Origin of the sequence: Pseudarthrobacter sp. IC2-21, from assembly GCF_034048115.1 — a bacterium.
GTDB classification, from domain to species: domain Bacteria; phylum Actinomycetota; class Actinomycetes; order Actinomycetales; family Micrococcaceae; genus Arthrobacter; species Arthrobacter naphthalenicus.
The window spans coordinates 1,705,923-1,728,461 of sequence record NZ_CP139145.1 but is presented as its reverse complement, the minus strand read 5'-3'; the positions used below and the strand labels follow the sequence as shown (position 1 = coordinate 1,728,461).

16 protein-coding genes are annotated in these 22,539 nt (G+C 66.3%); 9 read left to right on the top strand and 7 right to left on the bottom strand.

What is annotated here, in order from left to right:
* Positions 1-236: 236 nt before the first annotated feature.
* Together SBP01_RS07865 and SBP01_RS07860 are read left to right on the top strand one after the other, a co-directional pair.
* A complete protein-coding gene (locus tag SBP01_RS07865; RefSeq protein ID WP_320538026.1) occupies positions 237-623 on the top strand; it encodes a BlaI/MecI/CopY family transcriptional regulator in 387 nt (128 codons plus the stop codon).
* 7 nt (positions 624-630) lie between these two features.
* Positions 631-1,617 (top strand): M56 family metallopeptidase, encoded by a 987-nt coding sequence (locus tag SBP01_RS07860; protein ID WP_275213606.1) that lies wholly within the window; start codon positions 631-633, stop codon positions 1,615-1,617.
* A gap of 18 nt (positions 1,618-1,635) precedes the next feature.
* On the opposite strand, the gene SBP01_RS07855 is transcribed toward SBP01_RS07860, so the two are convergent.
* Positions 1,636-3,744, bottom strand: a complete 2,109-nt coding sequence (locus SBP01_RS07855) for a DNA gyrase/topoisomerase IV subunit B (protein ID WP_275213605.1) — start codon at positions 3,742-3,744, stop codon at positions 1,636-1,638.
* A 258-nt stretch (positions 3,745-4,002) separates the two neighbouring features.
* Here SBP01_RS07855 and SBP01_RS07850 point away from each other — a divergent pair, with 258 nt between their 5' ends.
* The gene (locus tag SBP01_RS07850; RefSeq protein ID WP_275213604.1) at positions 4,003-4,224 is read left to right on the top strand and encodes a hypothetical protein; all 222 of its coding nucleotides are present in this window, start codon (positions 4,003-4,005) and stop codon (positions 4,222-4,224) included.
* A 166-nt stretch (positions 4,225-4,390) separates the two neighbouring features.
* Here the strand turns inward: SBP01_RS07850 and SBP01_RS07845 are convergent, their stop codons facing one another.
* From SBP01_RS07845 to SBP01_RS07830, 4 genes are all read right to left on the bottom strand, one after another.
* Entirely contained in the window at positions 4,391-5,701 is a 1,311-nt protein-coding gene (locus SBP01_RS07845) for an RNA polymerase sigma factor (RefSeq protein ID WP_275213603.1), read from the bottom strand.
* A 242-nt stretch (positions 5,702-5,943) separates the two neighbouring features.
* Positions 5,944-7,140 carry a DUF4192 domain-containing protein gene (locus tag SBP01_RS07840; protein ID WP_275213602.1) on the bottom strand — a complete coding sequence of 399 codons (1,197 nt, stop codon included), beginning with the start codon at positions 7,138-7,140 and terminating at the stop codon, positions 5,944-5,946.
* A 99-nt stretch (positions 7,141-7,239) separates the two neighbouring features.
* On the bottom strand, positions 7,240-8,583 hold the full coding sequence (locus tag SBP01_RS07835; protein WP_275213601.1) for an MFS transporter: 1,344 nt from the start codon (positions 8,581-8,583) through the stop codon (positions 7,240-7,242).
* A gap of 73 nt (positions 8,584-8,656) precedes the next feature.
* Positions 8,657-9,595, bottom strand: coding sequence for a proteasome assembly chaperone family protein (locus SBP01_RS07830; protein ID WP_275213600.1), 939 nt, complete (start codon positions 9,593-9,595; stop codon positions 8,657-8,659).
* Between the two features lie 258 nt (positions 9,596-9,853).
* Between SBP01_RS07830 and SBP01_RS07825 the strand changes: the two genes are divergently transcribed.
* From SBP01_RS07825 to SBP01_RS07805, 5 genes are all read left to right on the top strand, one after another.
* Positions 9,854-11,377 (top strand): leucyl aminopeptidase, encoded by a 1,524-nt coding sequence (locus SBP01_RS07825; protein WP_320538025.1) that lies wholly within the window; start codon positions 9,854-9,856, stop codon positions 11,375-11,377.
* Between the two features lie 250 nt (positions 11,378-11,627).
* Positions 11,628-13,010: a dihydrolipoyl dehydrogenase gene (lpdA, locus tag SBP01_RS07820; protein ID WP_275213597.1), complete on the top strand. Its 1,383-nt coding sequence runs from the start codon at positions 11,628-11,630 to the stop codon at positions 13,008-13,010.
* Positions 13,011-13,132: 122 nt separating this feature from the next.
* Positions 13,133-14,902 (top strand): 2-oxoglutarate dehydrogenase, E2 component, dihydrolipoamide succinyltransferase, encoded by a 1,770-nt coding sequence (gene sucB, locus SBP01_RS07815; protein WP_320538024.1) that lies wholly within the window; start codon positions 13,133-13,135, stop codon positions 14,900-14,902.
* Between the two features lie 158 nt (positions 14,903-15,060).
* Positions 15,061-15,414: a hypothetical protein gene (locus tag SBP01_RS07810; protein ID WP_320538023.1), complete on the top strand. Its 354-nt coding sequence runs from the start codon at positions 15,061-15,063 to the stop codon at positions 15,412-15,414.
* Between the two features lie 202 nt (positions 15,415-15,616).
* Complete coding sequence (locus tag SBP01_RS07805) at positions 15,617-16,045, top strand: OsmC family protein (RefSeq protein WP_275213593.1); 429 nt, start codon at positions 15,617-15,619, stop codon at positions 16,043-16,045.
* A 100-nt stretch (positions 16,046-16,145) separates the two neighbouring features.
* Here the strand turns inward: SBP01_RS07805 and SBP01_RS07800 are convergent, their stop codons facing one another.
* Positions 16,146-19,661, bottom strand: coding sequence for a S41 family peptidase (locus SBP01_RS07800; protein WP_320538022.1), 3,516 nt, complete (start codon positions 19,659-19,661; stop codon positions 16,146-16,148).
* A gap of 82 nt (positions 19,662-19,743) precedes the next feature.
* On the opposite strand from SBP01_RS07800, the gene SBP01_RS07795 reads away from it, so the two are divergent.
* Complete coding sequence (locus SBP01_RS07795) at positions 19,744-20,634, top strand: TIGR01777 family oxidoreductase (protein ID WP_320538021.1); 891 nt, start codon at positions 19,744-19,746, stop codon at positions 20,632-20,634.
* A 42-nt stretch (positions 20,635-20,676) separates the two neighbouring features.
* On the opposite strand, the gene SBP01_RS07790 is transcribed toward SBP01_RS07795, so the two are convergent.
* Positions 20,677-22,473: a serine/threonine-protein kinase gene (locus tag SBP01_RS07790; RefSeq protein WP_320538020.1), complete on the bottom strand. Its 1,797-nt coding sequence runs from the start codon at positions 22,471-22,473 to the stop codon at positions 20,677-20,679.
* Positions 22,474-22,539: the final 66 nt, after the last annotated feature.

The following is a 22,539-nucleotide window of genomic DNA, read 5'->3' as shown; positions in this document are numbered from 1 at the left end:
ACTTCTACGAATCGTAGAACTGTAACTTCTACAGAGTGTAGAACAATGCGGCAGGCACTGTAAAAACAAGAGTTGCACGTCACTGCACCGCCAACAAGGCGACCGCCCACGCTGTGTTCTACGGTACGTAGAAACTCAGCCAAAAAACAGGTAAATTTAGTGGTGTATCTGTAGCGAACAATGTGCAGGCACCGCGGCGCTCAGCCGGCGGATGCGGGAACAAGAAGGATGTAGCAATGGCAAGTCTTGGGGAACTGGAACGGGCAGTGATGGACCTGCTCTGGGCGGGCCACGAAGCAGCCACCGCAAATACCCTGCGTGACAGACTGGCAACCACCACGGAGGCGGAAGGGGACGCAGCCGGGCATGCCGGCAAGGAACTTGCCGTCACAACGGTCCTGACTGTCCTCTCACGGTTGGAAAAGAAAGGCCTTGTGGAACGGGAACGCGGCACCAGGCCGCACCGCTACCAGGCGGTTTCAAGCCGGGAGGAACACACCGCGGAACTGATGCATGAGGTGCTGGGCTCCGCGCCTGACCGGGAAGCCGTACTGGCGCAGTTCATCGGTTCCGTAACCGAAAGTGAAGCCGAAACGCTGCGCAAACTGCTCGGCCACGTCTAGCGGGCCCATGTTCTGGACCTCATACCTGCTGGCGGTCCTGGCGATAGTCCTGGCGTGGCCGGTGCCTATCTTTCTTTCGCGTGCCCAGTGGCCGGCCCGCTCGCCGTTTACCGCCATGCTCCTCTGGCAGGCGATCGCCCTCGCCGGCGGGCTTTCGATGATCGGCGCCATGCTGGTCTACGGCCTGGAACCGGTGGGCGAAAACCTGATCGCGGGCCTGCGGGCCCTCGCGGGCATGGTGTTCTTTAACGCGCCCACCACCGCACTGGGCTTCTGGCACCTTTTTGCCCTCTCCGCCGCCGCGCTGCTCACGGCGCACCTGGTCTTTACGCTGCTGCTCACGTACTACAAGATCCGGCGGCAGCGCCGGCGCCACCGTGAACTGCTTGACCTCCTGGCTTCGCCGTCCGCTGAAAGGGCAGGAACGGTGGTCATCAGCCACGACTCCCCCGTGGCCTACTGCCTGCCCGGCGGGGCCCGCTCGGTCACTGTGCTCTCCGACGGCCTGATGGCCGCCCTTGAACCGGACGAACTGCGGGCAGTCCTGAGCCATGAGAACGCCCACCTCAACCAGCGCCACCACCTGCTCCTCTGGGCGTTCGCCGCGTGGCGCCAGGCCCTCCCCTGGCTTCCCACCACCAGGCTGGCCCAGGAGTCCGTGAACTCCCTCATCGAGATGCTGGCTGACGATGTTGCCCTGAAGACGGAAAGCCGGTCAACCCTCATCAAGGCAATCGCCATAGTCGCCAGCGGCTCGGCCGGCGCCCGGGCTTTCCGGCCCGCCGCTCAGGCCGGCCTGGCCCTCGACGGGCTGGAGGCCGCTGCGGGCGTGACCGGCTCCGACGCCGCCCGCACCACGGCTTCGCGCGTCAGCCGGCTGCTCTCGCCCCGGCCGGAACTGCCCACCGCGGTCCGCGGCACGGTGCTGGCCGGCTGCACCCTCCTGCTTGCCCTGCCCACGGCGCTGCTGATCGTGCCCGGCCTGCTGGGCTAAGGGACGCCGGCCCGATTATCAGGCGTCGATCCGCTCCCGGTCCAGGCTGGAGGCGCCGGCAATAATAAAGTCCTTCCGCGGCGCCACGTCCGAGCCCATCAGCAAATCGAAGGTGTCCTCTGCCTGCTTGGCGTTCTCGATCCCCACCTTGCGCAGCGTCCGGTGCCGGGGATCCATGGTGGTTTCAGCCAGCTGTTCGGCATCCATCTCGCCCAGACCCTTATAGCGCTGGATCGGCTCCTTGTAGCGCTTGCCTTCCTTCGCCAGCCGGGCCAGCAGCACGTGCAGTTCCGCTTCGGAGTAGGTATAGATCATCTCGTTGGCCTTCTGGCCGGCGTTGATCACTTCGACCCGGTGCAGCGGCGGAACGGCGGCGAAAACGCGCCCCTCGTCGATCATGGGCCGCATGTAGCGGAAGAACAGCGTCAGCAGCAGCGTCCGGATGTGGGCCCCGTCAACGTCGGCGTCGGTCATCAGGATGACCTTGCCGTACCTGGCCGCGCTGATATCGAAGCTGCGGCCGGAGCCGGCGCCCACCACCTGGATGAGGGCGGCGCATTCAGCGTTGGAGAGCATGTCCCCCACCGACGCCTTCTGGACGTTCAGGATCTTGCCGCGGATGGGAAGCAGCGCCTGGAAGTCCGAGGACCGTGCCAGCTTCGCCGTTCCCAGGGCGGAGTCACCCTCGACGATGAACAGCTCGGAACGCACGACGTCGTCCGTCCGGCAGTCGGCGAGCTTGGTGGGCATGGACGAAGTTTCCAGCGCATTCTTGCGCCGTTGTGTTTCCTTGTGCACGCGCGCGGAAATACGGGACTTCATCTCACTGACGATTTTTTCGAGCAGCAGCGCGGACTGGGCCTTGTCGTTGCGGTTGGCCGAGTTCAGCTTGGCGTTGATCTCATGCTCCACGACCTTCGCCACGATGGCCCGGACCGCCGAGGTGCCGAGGATTTCCTTGGTCTGTCCCTCGAATTGCGGCTCGGCCAGCCGGACCGTCAGGACAGCGGTCAGCCCGGCGAAAATGTCGTCCTTTTCGATCTTGTCGTTGCCCGCCTTGAGCTTGCGGGCATTGGTTTCCACGGCCTTCCGGAACGTCTTGACGAGGGCCTGCTCAAAGCCGGCCTGGTGGGTTCCGCCCTTGGGCGTGGAAATGATGTTCACAAAGCTGCGGACGGTACTGTCGTAGCCGATGCCCCAGCGCAGTGCCACGTCCACTTCGCAGTCGCGTTCCACCTCGGCCAGCTGGCTGTGGCCGCGCTCATCCAGCACCGGCACCGTTTCCTTGAACTTGCCCGAGCCGTGCAGGCGCCAGACATCGGTGACGGCGGGATCGGCGGCGAGGAAGTCAACAAACTCGGAGATGCCGCCGTCATGGTGGAAGACCTCCTCGTGGGGGCCGGCTTCACCCGGGGTTCCGGCCAGCCGGCGTTCATCGCGGACGGTGAGCTTGAGCCCCGGCACCAGGAAGGATGTCTGCCGGGCCCTGGCGGCCAGTTCGTCGTACGAGAACTTCGCGTCCGGAGTGAAGATCTGCCGGTCGGCCCAGTAGCGGATCCGTGTCCCGGTCACTCCGCGCTTCGCCTTGCCGATGACGTCAAGGACGGAGTCCTTAACAAACGGTTCGAACGTCGCGGCCGGATCGGGCTTGCTGCCGGTGTCCTTGAAACGGCCCGGCTCTCCGCGGCGGAACGACATCTTGTATGTTTTGGAGCCGCGGTCCACCTCCACGTCCAGCCTGGCGGACAGTGCGTTGACCACGGAGGCGCCCACGCCGTGCAGGCCGCCGGAGGCGGTGTAGGAGCCGCCGCCGAACTTCCCGCCGGCATGCAGCTTGGTGAAGACCACTTCGACGCCGGTGAGCCCTGTTTTGGGTTCCACATCAATGGGGATGCCACGGCCGTCGTCGTGGATTTCCACGGAGTTATCCGAGTGCAGGATGATCTTGATGTCATGTCCGAAGCCCGCCAGCGCTTCGTCCACGGAGTTGTCAATGATCTCCCACAGGCAGTGCATCAGTCCGCGCGAGTCGGTGGAGCCGATGTACATGCCGGGGCGTTTGCGGACGGCCTCCAAGCCCTCCAGGACGGATAGGTGCCGGGCGGTGTAGTCAGAACTTGGTGCCACGGGTGGTGAACTCCTTCAGTAACGGAAACAGCTGGCGCTGCGGACGCTCGTTCAAGCCTAGTCTGCGGGAGCGGGAGCGGCCCGCTGCCACACCTGGCCGGGGGCTGTGGCCGCCGCCACTCGTGACGCCTTCGTGACCATGATCCGAAGCTTGAGACACTCTTGTGGCTACGCGGTCAGCGAACTTGACCCGTCCTTGCGATGGTATTGATACGAATGCTGGTTATATAGACATACAGATCTACTAAGGAGGCCGATATGACAACAGCAGTGGCAGACCGCACACTCAACGCACTGGACCGGTGCGATCGTTGCGGGGCTCAGGCATATGTCCGCGTTGTACTTGAGACCTCCGGCGGTGAGCTGCTTTTCTGCGGCCACCATGCCCGTGCAGTCGAGGCAACACTCAGGCCGCTGAGCTCTGACTGGCACGATGAGACCGGCAGGCTTCACGAGAAGGCTCCCGTAGCCGTCGACTGACCTGCAAGACATCCGGACAGGACCCCCTCCATTGGAGGGGGTCCTGTTTTGCTTTTCAATAGAAGCGCCCTGGTTTAAGCCCTTTAAGCCGCAACGCGGGGTCAGTTACCGCCCGTCAATCCGTGGATGGCGGGCGGGAACTGACCCCGCGTTGCGTGAGTCTGATCTAGTCCAGGTAGTCCCTGAGCACCTGCGACCGGGAGGGGTGGCGGAGCTTGGACATGGTCTTGGATTCAATCTGGCGGATACGCTCACGCGTGACGCCGTAGACCTTGCCGATTTCGTCTAAAGTCTTCGGCTGGCCATCGGTGAGGCCGAACCGCATGGCCACGACGCCTGCTTCACGCTCGGACAGGGTGTCCAAAACGGAGTGGAGCTGTTCCTGAAGCAGGGTGAAGCTGACGGCGTCGGCCGGGACCACGGCTTCGGAGTCCTCGATGAGGTCACCGAACTCGGAGTCGCCGTCTTCACCCAGCGGGGTGTGGAGCGAGATGGGCTCGCGGCCATACTTCTGGACTTCAACCACTTTCTCCGGGGTCATGTCCAGTTCGAGGGCCAGCTCTTCAGGCGTGGGTTCGCGGCCAAGGTCCTGAAGCATCTGGCGCTGGACGCGGGCCAGCTTATTGATGACTTCCACCATGTGCACCGGGATGCGGATGGTGCGGGCCTGGTCGGCCATGGCACGGGTAATGGCCTGACGGATCCACCATGTGGCGTACGTGGAGAACTTAAAGCCCTTGGTGTAGTCGAACTTCTCGACAGCGCGGATCAGGCCAAGGTTGCCTTCCTGGATCAGGTCCAGGAACAGCATGCCGCGGCCGGTGTAGCGCTTGGCCAGTGAAACCACCAGGCGGAGGTTGGCTTCGAGCAGGTGGTTCTTGGCCCGTTTGCCGTCATGGATCACAAACTCAAGCTCACGCTTGAACTTGGGGTCCATGGAACCGTCGTCGGCGTTGATCTTCTCTTCGGCAAAGAGCCCGGCTTCAATCCGGAGCGCCAGGTCGACTTCCTGCTCGGCGTTGAGCAGCGCAACCTTACCGATCTGCTTGAGATAGTCCTTAACGGGGTCAGCCGTCGCGCCGGCGGACATGACCTGCTGGACCGGGGCGTCGTCGTCATCGGCGTCCGAGTACACAAAGCCCTTGCCGGTGGCTGCGGATGCGGCCTTGGCGGCGTCGATCTCAGTCTCTTCGCCGGCTTCGATCACAATATCGTCGAGGTCCTCGACCTCGTCGTCATCGGAGTCCGATGCACGTGCGGCTTTTCCGGCTGCCTCGGCGGCAGCTTTGGCGCCGGGCTTGGGCCCGCGCTTCTTGGGCTCGGGCTTGCCGTCGACGGCGGTGCCGCCGGCGGCGTCCTTGACGGCTTTGTTGGCTGCCCGCGTTGCTGCTCGCTTGGCGTTGGTTGCAGCCTGCTTCTCCTCCGGGGACAAAACGTCCTGGGTGGCGGGTTCCTTCTTCGCGGAAGACGGGGTCACAGAAAACCTTTCTAGCGGCGGTCTGTGGAATCACCATACGGGCAACACCACTATGACCCTGTCAAGTCCGTGATTAACACCAGGTGCAACCACGGCTGGCAGAGTCTATAAGTAGAACTGCCGGGGCGGCTGTAATGTTCCCGCAGGGGCAGCATTACATGCACTTGATACACGGACCCAACCGGGTCTCGGCAACCATTGTCTCACGGTTTTGCCGCAGAAGCCTCAAGAACCGGCGGGACCTACGCTGCGTCGGGTTCGAACCTGCGCCAGGCGGCCTCCTTCCGCGCTGCCCAGCCACAGAGGGTTCCGCGCCGCACCAGTTCGATCATCAGCTCGGCAAGCCGGTAGCCGGGTTCCTCGTCCAGGGCACGGCCAAGATACGCGGCCGCGTACGATCCCCTGCCCCGGCACCAGGCGATCCAGCCGCGGCCTGTGAGCGCGGCAGCGCCGGACGCTCCACCGCAGTCCGAGAGCTGCTCAAGAACTGCATCCAGACTGTTCAGGCTGTCCCATGCAGGCATTTCAGGCTCCAGGCCCAGCAGAATCTCGCCGTATCCCGGCACCGCGCAGGCACTGTCAAAACTATCGGTGGCGCCGTGGCCGAGGTCCGCCGGACCGACGGGCGCCAGAGTGCACCCCGCTTCGAAGATGCCAAACGCTTCGGCACCCGCCATTGCTGCCTGGGTGCCCGCCGCAGCCATCACAAAAACGGCGTCACGCCAGGCGGGGACGCGGAGCGAGGCGCGCAGGAACGCTGCGTGGTCCGCTGACAACGGCACGCCCTCGCCGGTCAGTACCGAATCCCACCGCCCCAGGAGGCTGCTGAATTGTTCCCGGCTCCCCCGGCGGGTGTCCAGCCGGGCCGCCCAGGCATCCTCCGCCGCCAGGATACCGGCGCGCTCCGCACGGGAAAGCGCCGCCGCCGGGCGTGCGCCGTTTTCAGGCGAAGGCCCCACACAGCTGCCGCGGTAGACCATCTCGGCATTCAGCATGCTGTCCTTGATCACCTGCACCGGCAGGCCGGGCAAAGGACAACACACCCGGTCATCACAGCTGGCGCTCCGCCAATAGTCATCCCCCACATACCAGGCATCGCGTACTGTCATGCCCCCGGCGTCGAGAGAAGTTTCCAGCGCGGCCAGCAGTCCCTGGTAGATCCCTGGCGGTTCCATCCAGCCGTGGTTGGTAAAGAGGGCCAGCAGGGCCCCGTCAGCATCGCGGTCGGCTGAAAGGTACTCGCGAACCCTCCGGGCATACTCCAGCGGGTCGGCAAGATTTCGCGGCCCGGGCAGGTCAAGCCGAAGGGTCGCTCCGAGGCGTTTACCGTGCATGGACATGGCCACGAGGCTGTCCGAGGGCCAGTACCCCAAGGAATGTGGAATGAACCCGAGGACGTCTTCAGGGCCTCGGACGGTCAGGTGTTCTGAAGGTTTCATGGCTCCAGCTTTGGCCCGGCACCAAGTCCAATGACAGTCCCCACCCCCGCTATGTCAACAACTTCCCCGGGCGGCAGGTGTGGAGGAAAAGTGCCGGCGCTATTCCGGGCTGTCCTGCCGGCGGCGCTGGGCCAGGTTCGACCGCCGCTGCTGTGCCATAGCCCGCAGCAGCGGAGGCACCACCACACCCTGCGCCGCCATCTGACGCCGCACCTTGCGCCGGGTCCGCAGCATCATGGCGCCCCCAAACGCCAGCAGCAGGAAGTGCACACTCAGGGCGATCCGGAATGGCTCCAGGCCGTACAGCTCCCCGCCGGAATAGCCGCTGGCAAGGAGGAAGTCCAGCACAAAACCGATCAGGAAAATCGTCACGAGTGCCGCGATGAAGCCGCCCACGTTCACAATCCCCGTGGCGGTGCCGAGCCTGTGGGCCGGGTTGAAGGTCCGGGCGAAATCAAACCCGATCATGGAACCCGGGCCGCCAATGGCCAGGACCACCACCAGGATCGCGAGCAGCCACAGCGGCGACCGGCCCGGCGTCAGCAGGACAGCGGCCCACGCCGCGGCAGTGGCGACGGATATCAGCAGAACCATGGTGGACCGGCGCAGCGGGTGCCGCGCGACGAAGCTGCCGATGAAGGGGCCGGTGGCCAGTCCGGCGGCAACGTACAGGGTCATGAGTCCTGCCACGGTCCCCGAGGCCAGCCCCTGTCCGGAGATGAGGAACGGATAGCCCCAGGTCATGGCGAACACCGTGCCGCTGAACTGGATGGTGAAGTGGGTCCACATGCCCAGCCGGGTCCCGGGTTGGCGCCATGCAGTGGCAAGGGAGACGCCGGTGGCCCTCAGGCCGCGCTGTACCTGCGGGGTCGTTGCTCCGGGCGGGTGATCCTGCAGGAGAACCACCACCAGGATCACGGCCAGCGCAGACATGCCGGCGAGCATCAGGAAACCGGGGGTCCACCCGAACGAGTGCAGGACAAAGGCAAACGGCAGAACACTGAAAAGCTGTCCCAACTGGCCGGACATTCCCGTCAGCTGGGTGACCAGGGGAACCCGTGCCGGGGCAAACCATAGCGGAATCAGGCGGATCACCGAGATGAATGTCATAGCGTCGCCGGCACCCACCAGCACCCGCCCGGCCACGCCGCCGGGAATGCTTTCCGCAAAAGCGAGCTGGAGCTGGCCGAGCCCCATGAGGATGGCCCCGCCGGCGATCATGGCCCGGGAGCCGAACCTGTCCACCAGCACGCCAACGGGGATCTGCAGGCCCGCGTAGACCAGCAGCTGCAGCACGGTGAAGAAGGAGATCGCGGATGCGCTGGCGTTGAATCGCTCGGTGGCCTCAAGCCCCACCACGCCGAAGGACGTGCGCTGGGAGACCGCCACCAGATACGCAAAGATACCGACGGTCCAGATCAGCCAGGCTCGGGGGGAAGTCACTCCCTCATTATGCCCGGGTTGCCCCGCTTAGCGTGGCAACCGTCTGCCAAGCGGACACATCCGGCCGGACGGATCAGAGGCCGGGGTTCTCCCGCGCCAGGTACGCCTCCACCGCGGCCCCCAGCTCATCGCCGTTGGGAAGTTCGTCGTTCTCGTCGGCGAGCAGTGAGCGCCGGACCGTTCCGTCGGCCTTCTCGTCGTACCGTTCCTCCAGCCGGGCAACCACCTGCCGGACATCATCCGAGGCTTCCACCTGCTCCGCGATCTGGCGTGCAACTTCCCGGCCCGCCTCACGCAGCCGGTCGGTGGGGAGCATCAGGGACGTGGCCGCGCCGAGGAATTCGAGGCCGGCAACTGCGGCCGTCGGGTATTCAGCTTCGGCGAGGTAGTGCGGGACGTGGATGACATACCCCGCGACGTTGCGTCCGGCGTCCACCAGGCGCAGCTCCAGGATGTGCCCCACTGCTGCGGGGACGTCCACCGTGGGCTTCCAGACCGAGATGCCCTCGATCAGTTCGGGGCGGTTGCCGTGGACCGTGACGCCCACCGGCCGGGTGTGCGGCACCGGCATGGGTATCGAATGGATCCACGTCACGAGGTTAACGTCGAGCTTTTCCACAATGCCCACAACAGCCCGCGCGAAACGCTCCCACTGAAGGTCGGGTTCGAAGCCTGCCAGCAGCAGGAAGGCATTGCCCAGCCCGTCCTTCAACTTGTACAGGGCCAGCTTCGGCGCCTGATAGTCCTGCACATGGTCTTCGACAAAGGAGATATGTGGCCGTCGCGACCGATAGTCGATCAGCTGGTCGGCATCGAACACCGCCACCGTTTCGGCATCGAGGGTGTCCAACAGTTCCGCGTTGATCTGCTTCACTACATGGCCCGCATCGGCAAAGCCGGTGAAACCCATCACCAGGTTCAGCCCGCGGAGCGCCGGGCTGTGGAACAGCTCGATGTTGCTCGCGTAGAGCGCATCGGGGTCCAGCAGTGAGCCGGAAATCCGTTCAAGCACAGCGTCTTCCTTTCGAGGATTCAGGTGGATACATTGCACAACGCTTCCGGAGCTCCCGGCATTCCGCCGGCCGGTGTGGCGCAGGTCTCACAAGATTCCGCCCCGGCGGCCACCAACGGCTACGATCGAGAAGAGGCTGCCGGAGGGGCCGGGCCGGCACCCGGCCGGGCTCCGACCGGACACCTGCATCATTTCCATGGCCAGCGCCGGACATCCACCTGCGCGAACAGCCTTTTCGAGAATTGAGGACTTTACCCCGTGGTCAAGAATACTGAAATCAACCTTAGTACCCTCGCCAAGGACCTGAAGAGGGCCACCAGTGACGCCGTTGTCATCGGCGTGGGACAGGGCCCCGACGGCCCTGTGCTGCTGGGGAACCCGCTGACCGCGAAGTCAGCCGAGGCGCTGACCGAGTCCCTCAAGGCCCTGGGGATCACCGGGGCCGCCGATCAGGCAGTCCGGCTTCCCGGCCTGCCCGAAACCGGTGCCGGCGTGCTGGTCCTGGCCGGCGTGGGCAAGGTCGCCGTCGGCCAGCAACTCTCCGAAGAGGCCCTCCGGCGCGCTGCCGGTTCCGCCGTCCGCCAACTGGCTGGCCTGCCCACCGTTGTCCTGGCATTCCCGACGGCGGGAGTCGCCGACGTCGCGGCGGTCGCCGAGGGTGCCGCGCTGGGCGCCTACGCTTTTACCGAGCACAGGTCCTCCAGCGATGGCCTCAAAGACCCCGTGCGCAATGCGGTGATCTACACGGATGTTCCGGCAAGCGACGAACTGAGTGCGGCACTGAAGCGCGCCGGCCTGATCGGCCAGGCGGTCAATGCCACCCGGTCCCTGGTCAACCAGCCGCCGAGCCACCTCTTTCCCGAGTCTTTTGCCGAGGCCGCGAAGGACCTGGCCAAAGGCCTGCCCGTCAAGGTGACCGTCTGGGATGAGAAGCGCCTGGAGAAGGAAGGCTTCGGCGGCATCATGGGCGTGGGCAAGGGCTCCAGCCGCCAGCCGCGCCTGGTGAAAGTGGAGTACGCCCCGGCTAAGGCCATCAGGAAGATCGCATTGGTCGGTAAGGGCATCACCTTCGACACCGGCGGCATCTCCTTGAAGCCGGCCCTCGGCATGGGTGACATGAAGTCCGACATGGCCGGCGCCGCCGTCGTCCTTAATACTGTGCTGGCCATCGCCCGTCTTGGCCTGCCCGTCAAGGCCACCGCGTGGCTGTGCATCGCCGAAAACATGCCCGGCGGCGGAGCATCCCGCCCCGCCGACGTCCTCACCATGTTCGGCGGCAAGACCGTGGAGGTACTGAACACCGACGCCGAAGGCCGCCTGGTGATGGCGGACGGCATCGTCGCCGCCAGCCGTGAATACCCCGACGCCATTATCGACGTCGCCACGCTCACCGGCGCGCAGCTCATTGCCCTCGGCAACCGCACAGCAGGCATCATGGGCTCAGACAGCGTCACCGGACCGCTCAAGGCCGCTGCCGACCGCGCGGGAGAACTGGTATGGCCCATGCCCCTGCCCGAGGAGCTGCGCCCCACCATTGACTCCCAGGTGGCCGACCTGGCCAACATCGGCGAACGGCACGGCGGCATGATGACCGCTGCGGTGTTCCTGCGCGAGTTCGTGGGCAAGGGCAAGGACGGCGAACAGATCCCCTGGGCCCACATCGACATTGCCGGCCCCTCCTTTAACAACGGCACTCCTTACGGCTACACGCACAAGCAGGCCACGGGCTGTACCGTCCGGACCCTGGTGGCCTACGTGGAGGATGTCCTGGCGGCAGTCTGACCACGTCCCGGTGTCCTAGGCGGCTTTGCTGCCCGGCGTGATCCGTCAGGCACAAAGCCGCGTGACACTGGACACAAGCGCTCCACAAACGCAGCGGCGAGGTGGAGCATGGATAAGTGGTTCGCTAAGGTAAACCACGGTAGTGACAAATGAAAGAGAACCTGCCTGCTGGCATAATCACGGCAGTACAAGTTCCAAAGACCAGATGATGCGCAAGCTCGCGTCATCGTTCACGCGAGGGAGCGTCTAAGTGGCCGATCAGGCAACTGCGCAAGAATTCGACATTCTGGTACTCGGCGGCGGCAGCGGCGGCTACGCCACCGCGCTGCGGGCCGTTCAGCTGGGCTTCACCGTGGGTCTCGTTGAAAAAGGCAAGCTCGGTGGTACGTGCCTGCACAACGGCTGTATCCCCACCAAGGCCCTGCTGCACTCCGCTGAGCTGGCAGACCACGCCCGCGACTCGGCAAAGTACGGCGTGAATGTCACCCTGGACAGCATCGACATCAACGCTGTCAACGCTTACAAAGACGGCATCATTGCCGGCAAGTTCAAAGGGCTCCAGGGGCTGATCAAGTCCAAGGGCATCACCGTCATCGAAGGCGAAGGCAAGCTGACCGCCGCGGACACCGTCACCGTCAACGGCACCGCCTACAAGGGCAAGAACATTGTCCTCGCCACCGGCTCGTACTCGCGCACACTGCCGGGCCTGGAAATCGGCGGCAAGGTCATCACCTCCGACGAAGCCCTCACCATGGACTACATTCCGAAGAGCGCCATCATCCTTGGCGGCGGCGTCATCGGTGTCGAGTTCGCCTCGGTGTGGAAGTCCTTCGGCGTGGACGTGACCATCGTTGAAGGCCTGCCTTCCCTCGTTCCGAACGAGGACGCAACCATCGTCAAGAACTTCGAGCGCGCGTTCAAGAAGCGCGGCATCAAGTTCTCCACCGGCGTGTTCTTCCAGGGCGTTGAGCAGAACGACGACGGCGTCAAGGTCACCCTGGTGGACGGCAAGACCTTCGAGGCCGATCTCCTCCTCGTGGCTGTGGGCCGCGGCCCCGTCACGGCCAACCTGGGCTACGAGGAAGCCGGCCTGAACATCGACCGTGGCTTCGTCATCACCAACGAGCGCCTGCACACCGGTGTCGGCAACATCTACGCCGTGGGCGACATCGTCCCCGGTGTTCAGCTCGCCCACCGCGGCTACCAGCAGGGCATCTTCGTGGCCGAGGAAATCGCCGGCCTGAAGCCTGTCGTGGTCGAAGACGTCAACATCCCCAAGGTCACCTACTCCGAGCCGGAAATCGCTACGGTCGGTTACACCGAAAAGGGCGCCAAGGAGAAGTTCGGCGATGACCAGGTGGAGACCCAGGAGTACAACCTGGCCGGCAACGGCAAGAGCTCCATCCTGGGCACCAGCGGCATCGTGAAGCTCGTCCGTCAAAAGGACGGTCCGGTTGTTGGCGTGCACATGATCGGCGCCCGTATGGGTGAGCAGATCGGTGAAGCCCAGCTGATCGTGAACTGGGAGGCCTACCCGGAGGATGTGGCAGCACTGGTTCATGCCCACCCGACCCAGAACGAGGCCCTGGGCGAAGCCCACCTCGCCCTCGCCGGCAAGGCCCTTCACGGCTAACAGCCCCCGTTTGACCGCAAGACATCAGGGTTTGGTGCACCCGGCTGAGAATGCCGGGTGCACTAAGCTCGAACAGGCAGCAATCATCCGCACTAAAGATCAATAAGGAGAACGGGGACGACATGTCTGAATCCGTTAACTTGCCCGCCCTCGGTGAGAGTGTCACCGAAGGAACCGTCACCCGCTGGCTCAAGCAGGTAGGTGACCGGGTAGAGGTGGACGAACCGCTGCTCGAGGTTTCCACCGACAAAGTAGACACTGAAATCCCCTCTCCAGTAGCCGGCATCATCGAGGAGATCCTCGTCGCCGAGGATGAGACCGCCGAGGTAGGCGCTCCCCTGGTCCGCATCGGCGACGGTTCCGGCGGCGGGGATGCCCCCGCTGCAGCACCGGCAGCAGAAGAAGCGCCCGCAGCCCCGGCTGCGGAGGCCCCTGCCGAAGAAGCTCCCGCCGAAGAGGCACCCGCGGCCGAGGCACCCGCCGCAGCCCCCGCTGCAGAGGCTCCGGCCGCGTCGGGCGGCGAAAGCCACGACGTCACCCTGCCTGCCCTGGGTGAAAGCGTCACCGAAGGCACTGTCACGCGCTGGCTTAAGGCCGTGGGCGACACGGTTGCTGTTGATGAGCCGCTGCTCGAGGTCTCCACCGACAAGGTTGACACCGAGATCCCGTCCCCTGTTGCCGGCACGCTCCAGGAAATCCGGGTGAACGAGGACGAGACCGCCGAGGTTGGCGCCGTCCTGGCCGTTATCGGTTCCGGCGCGGCAGCACCTGCTCCGGCAGCCCCGGCCGAACCTGCTGCACCCGCCGCCGCAGCGCCTGCAGCACCTGCTCCGGCTCCGGCTGCTGCACCCGCTCCCCCGGCCCCCAAGGCGGAGGCCGCCCCGGCCCCCGCTCCCGCAGCAGTCCCGGCTCCGGCAGCCGCGCCCGCTCCGGCCCCGGCTGCCGAACCGGCCGCCAACGGCGAGTCCGGCTACGTCACCCCGCTGGTCCGCAAGCTCGCCAACCAGCACGGTGTTGACGTCTCGGCCCTGTCCGGCACCGGCGTCGGCGGCCGCATCCGCAAGCAGGACGTGCTCGCGGCAGCTGAAGCCAAGGCTGCCCCGGCAGCCGCTCCGGCCCAGCCGGCCGCGTCGGCAGCCCCGGCAGCGTCCGGTCCCACCCCTTCGTCGCTCCGCGGCACCACCCAGAAGGCTCCGCGCATCCGCCAGGTCATTGCCCGCCGCATGCGTGAGTCGCTGGACCTGTCCGCCCAGCTGACGCAGGTACATGAGGTCGACATGACCCGCATCGTCAAGCTCCGCACCGCCGGCAAGGACAACTTCCTTGCTACCAACGGTGTGAAGCTGACCTACCTGCCGTTCATCGCCAAGGCCGTGGCCGAGGCCCTGAAGCAGCACCCGAAGCTGAACGCCGAGTACAACGAGGAAACCCAGCAGATCACCTACCACAACGCCGAGCACCTGGCGATTGCGGTGGACACCGAAAAGGGTCTCCTGGTTCCCGTCATCTCCAACGCGGGCGACCTCAACCTGGGCGGCATCGCCGGGAAGATCGCCGACGTCGCCTCCCGGACCCGCCAGGGCAAGATCGGGCCGGACGAACTGTCCGGCGGCACGTTCTCCATCACCAACATCGGCAGCGTCGGGGCACTCTTCGACACGCCGGTCATCAACCAGCCGAACGTCGCCATCCTCGGGACCGGTGCCATCGTCAAGCGGGCTGTTGTGGTGGCCGACGAGAATGGCGACGACTCCATCGCGATCCGCTCCATGATGTACCTGTCACTGACGTACGATCACCGACTGGTTGACGGTGCGGACGCGGGCCGCTTCCTGCAGTCGCTGAAGGCCCGCCTTGAAGAAGGCGCCTTCGAAGCGGACCTGGGGCTCTAAGCTTCACAAACCAACGACGGCGGTGCCGGCACGGGCGGGAAACCTCCCGCAGCCGGCGCCGCCGTCGCGGTTTAACCCCTGGCAGCCCGTGGACAGCGCGCTGCGGCGTCCGCGTGGCTTTGCTACGGGACGTAGAACTGACTGGCTAAGCTGGAGCCATGACAATCCTCTTTAACATTCTGGTTTTCCTGCACGTGGTGGGCGCGGCCATGATCGTGGGCTACTGGATCGCCACGATGCGAACCCCCACCGTGCACCCGCGCCAGCGTGATGGCGCCTTCCTGCAGCTCCTCACCGGCGTCGCCATGATGGGCGTCCTTCCGTTCCTGCCGGACTCAAACCCCAACTACACCAAACTGGGCATCAAGCTCGTTATCGCCATCGTGGTTGCGGTCCTGGCCGTGATCGGCGCCCGCAAGGTCAAGAAGGGCGAGCCGGTCTCCACCGGCCTCGCCCACGGCGTCGGCGGACTGGCCCTGCTCAACGTTGCCATCGCCACGCTCTGGAGCTGATCACCCACGCACCACCACGGCGGCGCCGCTCCCCTCATCCGGGAGGGGCGCCGTCGGCGTTTAACCCCCTCCCCCACCGCAGTCCGGTCATAATCCACTGAGAGCGGACAGCCCGTGCAAGCGCGCGGCCGAATCCCTAGGATGGGAACCGGCGGGGGCGGCAACGGCCGGCCCCGGTTCGAACCGACCTTGAGGAGTGGACATGGCAGCAATACGCACCGCACACACAGTATGGAACGGCGACCTGATGTCGGGGTCGGGTCAGACCACGCTGGACAGCTCAGGCCTGGGTACGTTCGACGTCACGTGGAAGGCGCGCACCGAGGCCGCCGAGGGTAAGACCAGCCCGGAAGAGCTGATCGCCGCAGCGCATGCGAGCTGTTTCTCGATGGCCTTCAGCCATGCCCTGGCCCAGGCCGGCCACGCTCCCGAGGAAGTCAACACCAAGGCGGACGTCACGTTCGTTGCCGGCACGGGCATCACCGGCAGCCACCTGACCATGTCCGCGAAGATCCCCGGCATCTCAGAGGAAGAGTTCCAGCGGATCGCCGGCGAAGCCAAGACCGGCTGCCCGGTTTCGGCCGCACTGACCGGCATTGAGATCACCCTGGACGCTTCCCTGCAGTCCTAGTCACGCCTGCGGTGTACGCCGCGCGGACATACACGGAAGGCCCTGTTCCCGCCGGATTACCGGTGGGAGCAGGGCCTTCGGTGTTGGAGGGCGACAGCTGTCAGCTGCGGCGGCCCGGGAGCGGCGCCGGCCGCAGGCGGCGGTAACCTTCACGTGCCGGGGGCCGGTCCGTGGGCAGTTCCTGGATCATTTCCCGCAGGGCGCCGATGCCGTACTCCAGCTGCGGGTCCCTGCCGGCCGCGTAGGCGTGCGGCGGATAGGTGACTTCGATGTCGGGATCCACGCCGTAGTTTTCCACGGACCATCCGACGCCGCCGCCGAACCAGGTGGCGTAGCGCGGCTGGGTGACCCCGGTGCCGTCGGCCAGGGAGAACCTGTTGTCGATTCCCACCACACCGCCCCAGGTCCGGGTCCCGATGACAGGCCCGATGCCCCGCAGCTTGGACACCTGGGTGATGATGTCGCCGTCGGACCCGGCAAACTCATCCGCGAGGATGATCACCGGACCGCGCGGGGCGTGGTGCGGGTAAGTGCGCGGGCGTTCCCCGCGCGGCATGCTCCAGCCGGTGACCTTCCTGCCGATCAACTCGGCCACCAGCTGGGAGGTATGCCCGCCGCGGTTGCGCCGGACGTCCACAATCAGCCCGTCGAGAGCCGTTTCGGTGTCCAGGTCACGGTGCAGCTGGGCCCAGCCGTTGGCCATCATGTCCGGGATGTGGAGGTACCCGTAGCGGCCGCCCGAAGCCTCGCGGACGGTCCTGCGGTTTGCCGCCACCCACTCCTGGTAGCGCAGTCGCTCCTCATCCTTGACCGGGACGACGGCGATGCGCCGCTGCGTGCCTGCCTCGGCTCCATGGCCGGCACCGTTGAGCAGTGTCAGTTCCACGGCGCGCCCGGCGGCCCCAACCAGCTGCATGGCCGGTGTGACCGTCCCGGACAGCGGCACGCCGTCAATGGCGAGGAGCACGTCCCCGGCCATGGCGGCAGCGCCCGGGCGGGTCAGCGGCGAGGTGGCCAGCGGATCGGATGACTCGCCGGCGAGGATGCGGGTGATCTCCCAGCCGGCGGGGGTGAAGGCGAGGTCGGCGCCCAGCCGGCCCTGACCGTTACTGCCGTTCTCGGTGACCATCGCCGGCCGGACGTAGGCGTGGGACGTGCCCAGTTCGCCGTGGAGTTCCCACAGCAGGTCCACCAGGTCGTCGTGTGATCCCAGCCGGTCCACCAGGGGCCGGTACCGCTTGTGGATCGATTCCCAGTCCTGGCCGGCCATGTCCTCCGCCCAGAAGAAATCGCGCTGCAGCCGCCAGGCCTCATCAAAGGCTTGGCCCCAGACGCTGACGGGGTCCATCATCACCCGGATCCTGCCGAGGTCAACCTTGACCAGCTGGCCGGACTCCTCGTCCGCTTTTGCGGTGGAAGGAACAACGCTGACCTGTTTGTCGCTGATCAGCACCACCTTCAGGCCGTCGCCGGAGAGCCGGTAGCTGTCCACGGCATCGACCAGGGTGACGGGCTTGCGCCGGGCGAGGTCGAACCGGACCAGGCCGGGGCGGGCGTCCTTGTCTTCCTGGCTGGCCTTGCCATCGCCTGTGACGCCTGCCAGGGCCCAGTCGAGCCAGAGCAGTGCACCCTCGGTGGCTACCAGGGCGGTGTAGTTCCCCTGGGTCACGGGCACGCCGATGACCCGGTGCGCGAGGCCCTCGGGGTCCACGCGCACCTCAGCAGGTGCCGCCTCGTCGGCTTCCGTGTCCGTGCCGGCTGAGGGCGTCAGGTCCACGGACGGGCCGAAGGGCGACGGCGTGGCCGCTGCCAGCGCCACGAGGTAGGGCTTGATGGGGCTGGGGAAGGAAAGATCAAACGAGTGTCCGTCGTAGACCGGGTCAAAACTGCGGTTCGACAGGAACGCCAGGAATTTCCCGTCGGGGGTGAAACTCGGCGAGACATCGCAGAAGCGCCCGTCGGTAACCTCAACGATTTCCTGGTCCGGCTGTTCCACCTTCGCCAGCCGCAACCGGCTCCGGGAGCCGAACGAGGTGACGGGTTCGGACCAGGCGAGCCAGCGTGAGTCCGGGGACCATGCCATTTCACCGATGGTGCCTTCACCGATGCTGGCGACCAGTGACAACTCGCCGGTGGCGGTGTTGGCCACGTACACGTCGCCGAACGAGGTGCCCACGGCCAGCCACTTGCCGTCCGGGCTGGCTTCCAGGGCGCTGGCGCGCGACGGCTTCGGAAAGGCGATGCGGGACGCGCCCGCGGGAGCGGCAGGAGTTTGACGTCCGGCACCTCCGGAGGCGGTCCCGGCGTCGGCGGTCTTCACGTCCGCAGCGGGCGCGGCGCCGGACGCAGCATCATCGGCCACCACGACGTCGGCAGTCACCACGGCGGTGGCGCCGGCCGCGGGAACCGGGCTGGGAAGCTGCAGTGCCGGCTCCTCCTTCGCGGCCCCGTCACCGGCGGCCACCGCGGCAGCGGGAACCGCGCGGGCCTGGTCCGGCGCAGCGACGGCCGCCCGGGGTGCGGCAACGTCGGCAGCGATTTCCTTGATGTAGATGGCCTCCACGCCATCGTGGTCGGCAATGTAGGCGAGCCGGCCGCCGTCGAGCGGTCGGGGCAGCCGGGCACGCACGCCGGGGGTGGCTTCGACCACGCGGGAGGGCCCGTCCTTGTGCCGGAGCCAGTGGATGGTGCCGTGGGCTTCGACGGCGCTGGCCGAACCGCCGGCGTCCGGGACCACCGCGCCCAGGTGCTTGGTGACCTTCAGCAGGGACGGTCGCCGCGACTGCGACGCCGAGCCCAACGTGATGTCCAGCCGCACGGGCTCCGAGGAAAGATCATGGAGGACCCAGAGTTCGCCGGCCGATTCGAAGACCACCCGTTCGCCGTCGGTGGCTGCGTGCCGGACGTAGAAATCTTCGTGGTCCGTGTGACGGCGCAGGTCCCCGCCGCCGGGAAGGACCGAATACAGATTGCCAAACCCTTCGTGGTCGGAGAGGAACGCGATCCTTCCCTTCACCCACAGGGGATCGGTGAGGTTTCCGTCCAGTTCGGGAACCAGCCGTTCGAACTCGCCGTTACCGTCGGCGTCGATCCACAGCTTGCCTGCGGTACCGCCGCGGTACCGCTTCCACCAGGCCGGCTCGCGGGAGAGCACGCTGGCCAGGACCACGGGCCGTTCGTCTCCGACTTCCGGGCCAAAGGCCACGGACTCCACCGGGCCGAAGGGAAGTTCTTCGGCCCAGCCGCCGTCAACCGGCAGGCTGTAGGCGTAGGTGTGCCGGCTCTCGGCCTGGCGGAAGGCGCTGGTGACCACCACGTCACCGGCTGCGGTGAAACCCTTGACCTTGGTGGTTCCGTGGCCGAAATACGTCAGCTGACGGTAGCCACCGCCGTCGACCTCGGCCGAAACCACTTCCGGCGCTGTCCCCTGGATGACGGTCCAGACCAGCCGCTTACCGTCGGGAGTGAAGCGGGGGTTGCGGGCAGGCAGCTGCAGTGACGAAACACGCCACGCCCGGCCGCCGCTAAGCGGCGCAATCCAGACGTCGTCCTCCGCCACAAAGGTGACCAGATCGCCGTGGACGTGCGGAAATCGGAAGTAGCTCGAAGAAGTCATCGTTCGATCATAGTCAACCCGTGCTGACGCCCCCGGGAGGTACACCGGTTCCGTCAAAGGTTGGGGCGTGGTGAGATGGATCATGCGCATCGTCATTAGCGGAGCCTCCGGGCTGATCGGGACACATCTGTCCGCCACCCTTCGTGGTACCGGCCATCAGGTGGTGACCCTGGTCCGCCGCAAGCCTTCCACTCCCACTGAATTTCAATGGGATCCGGCCGCGCACCGCCTGGACCCCTCGGCGCTGGACGGTGCTGACGCTGTGATCAACCTGTCGGGCGCAGGGATCGGCGACAGGCCCTGGACAAAACACCGGATTACCGAACTGTTCACCTCACGCCTGAGTGCCACCCAAACCCTGACGCAGGCGATGGACAAACTGGACGCCCCGCCCCGGACGTTTATCAGCCAGTCAGCTTCCGGGTACTACGGCGACTCCGGGCCGGCCCAGCTTCAGGAAACCGCTTCACCGGGTTCCACCATCCTGGCCCGTCTCTGCCTCGAGTGGGAGGCGGCCGCGCACCAGGCACCACCCGCCGTCCGTGTGGTGACACCGCGGATGGGAATTGTGCTCAACCGGTCCGGCGGCGCACTGGGGCGGCTGCTTCCACTCATCCGCCTCGGCGTCGGCGGCCCGCTGGGCAACGGCAGGCAGTACTGGCCGTGGATCACGCTGCCCGACGTTTCAGCGGCCTTCGTTTTCCTTGCCTCCTCCGCCATCAGGGGCCCGGTTAACGTGTGCGCCCCCGAACAGGCGGACGTGAACACCCTGACCGCCGTCCTGGCCTCGGCCTTTCACAGGCCGGCCATCTTCCGGGTGCCCGCCCCGGCACTGCGCCTGGTCCTGGGCAAGCTCGCCGACGAACTCTTACTGCCCAGCCAGCGCATGGAGCCTGCCGTCCTCGAGGCAGCCGGTTTCCAATGGCAGCACCCGTCGCTTGGCCAGGCCGCTGCCTGGCTCGCCGGGCGCTGATCGTCAGGAGCCGGCGCTGACGCGAAGCTTATGCAGTTGTTGTCATGAACCCGGCAGGACGTCGCTGATCCTCCACTGCCCGTCCAGGGGAACCAGGACGAGCCGAAGAGCCTGTCCTGTCCCGGCGGCGCCGGCGGCCACCACCGTGCCGGTGCTGTCCTGTTCCACATACGATGATGTGGAGGAAGTGACCCCCACGATGGCCTGGCCGGGCGAACCGCCAGGCAGAACGTGGACATCGGAGAGTGTGCTCGTGAAGCCCGCCAGCATGTGGCCGGATCCCTGGAGCGCATCCCTGAGCCGCGCGTCGGTGGCGGCGGCCGCGGAGCCCGGGGCATTAACAAGGTCCAGCAGCTCCAGCCGGCCCGAGTTGAGCGCCAACGAACGGACGGCAGCCAGCCCGTGAACAGCCTCGCCCGGATCCTGTGAGCCCAGCCGCGCCGCGACGGCAGCCGGAATCCCGGTGGTGCCGGTTTCCTTCGGGGACGTGTCCGGATTGGCACCACTCAGCGCTTCCTGGCTGGAGCCGCTCCCCGTGGCCGGCCCTCTGAATCCTTCCATTCCCGTGAACAGCCCGCCGGGCCCGAAGGCGCCGGCCATCCAGATGACGGCCGCAATCATGGCAGCGGTTCCCCCGGCCAGTACCAGGGTCCCGCGTCCGGGCGCCGGCCTGCGACGATTGGCCTCCTGCTGTTCGGCGCGCCTGCCGCGTCGCGTGGACTGCATCTCTCCCGTTGTCACGTTTGCTCCCGCCGTGAGCGCCGCGGCTAAAGGCTGAGCAGGACGCCCAGGCCTTTCCTCCTCCACCGGGAAAGGGAGCACTTGGCGAACCCCCACGAAGCCGGACCAGCGCGACGTCGCGAGTTTTCTGCGCCATGCACCCAGACCGTTCCGGACAGCACCGTCCGGGCGTTCGGGAACACGCCGCCGGGTCAGCAACTGCGGACTGACCGTGGCATGGACGGAGGATGCGAGGTCAATCGGCAAGGGCGGCGCGCTGCGGTAGATCGCCGTCGCCAGTTCAACGGCGGTAGGCCGCAGCCTCCGGTCCTCATTCAGGCCGGCCTCCAGGGCAGCGGCCAGCTCGGCCGGCACGTCCGGGAGCAGGAGGGACAGCGGCGGGCGGTCTGCACTCCGCCGCGGCGGCTCACCCGTCAGGCAATACCATCCCAGGGCTGCCACCGAAAAAACATCCCGCTCCGGCTGCAGCCCTGCCCGCACCGCATCCACCGGTGCCGGGTCCATAAAGCCCGCCGTTCCCTGGTCCGCCACCGCCGACGCATCTCCCACCATGCGGGCGATGCCGAGGTCGGACAGCATCGGTTTGCCGTGCCCGGTGAACAGGACGTTGCCGGGCGAGACGTCACCGTGGGTGAACCCCCTGGCGTGCAGGTATCCAAGCACCTGGGCGATGGGCGTCAGCACGGTGACGGTCTCCCCGATGGGGAGGTTGCGGCGGCTGGCAACAAGTTCTGCCAGGGAACCTCCGGGCGCATAGTCCAGCAGCAGGCCCATCCCGGATCCGGCGGCTCCCTCGGCGGCTCCCGGTCCGGGCTGCCGCGCCAGCCGGAGGACGTCGAGGGCCTTGATGAGATGCTGATGGTCCAGCACCGAGAGGATCCGAATCTCACGGCGGATGCCGTCCTCCCCGGCCGCACCGTCGAGCCCCGCGGCGTCAGGGCCGCCGGCGCCCCCGCAGGCCTCCGGGCCAAGGCATTTCAGCGCGAATTCCCGGCCGGTCCTTTCCTCGGTTACCAGCCACACCGTTGAGCTTCCGCCCCGGCCCAGCATGCGTCCCACCAGGAAACCCGGAACTTCCGGAGCTTTGAAATGATCCATGAGTCATGTCTAGCGGAATCGCGGAATACGCGCAGAAGTTATCCACAGGGAGCAGGTGCCGGCGTA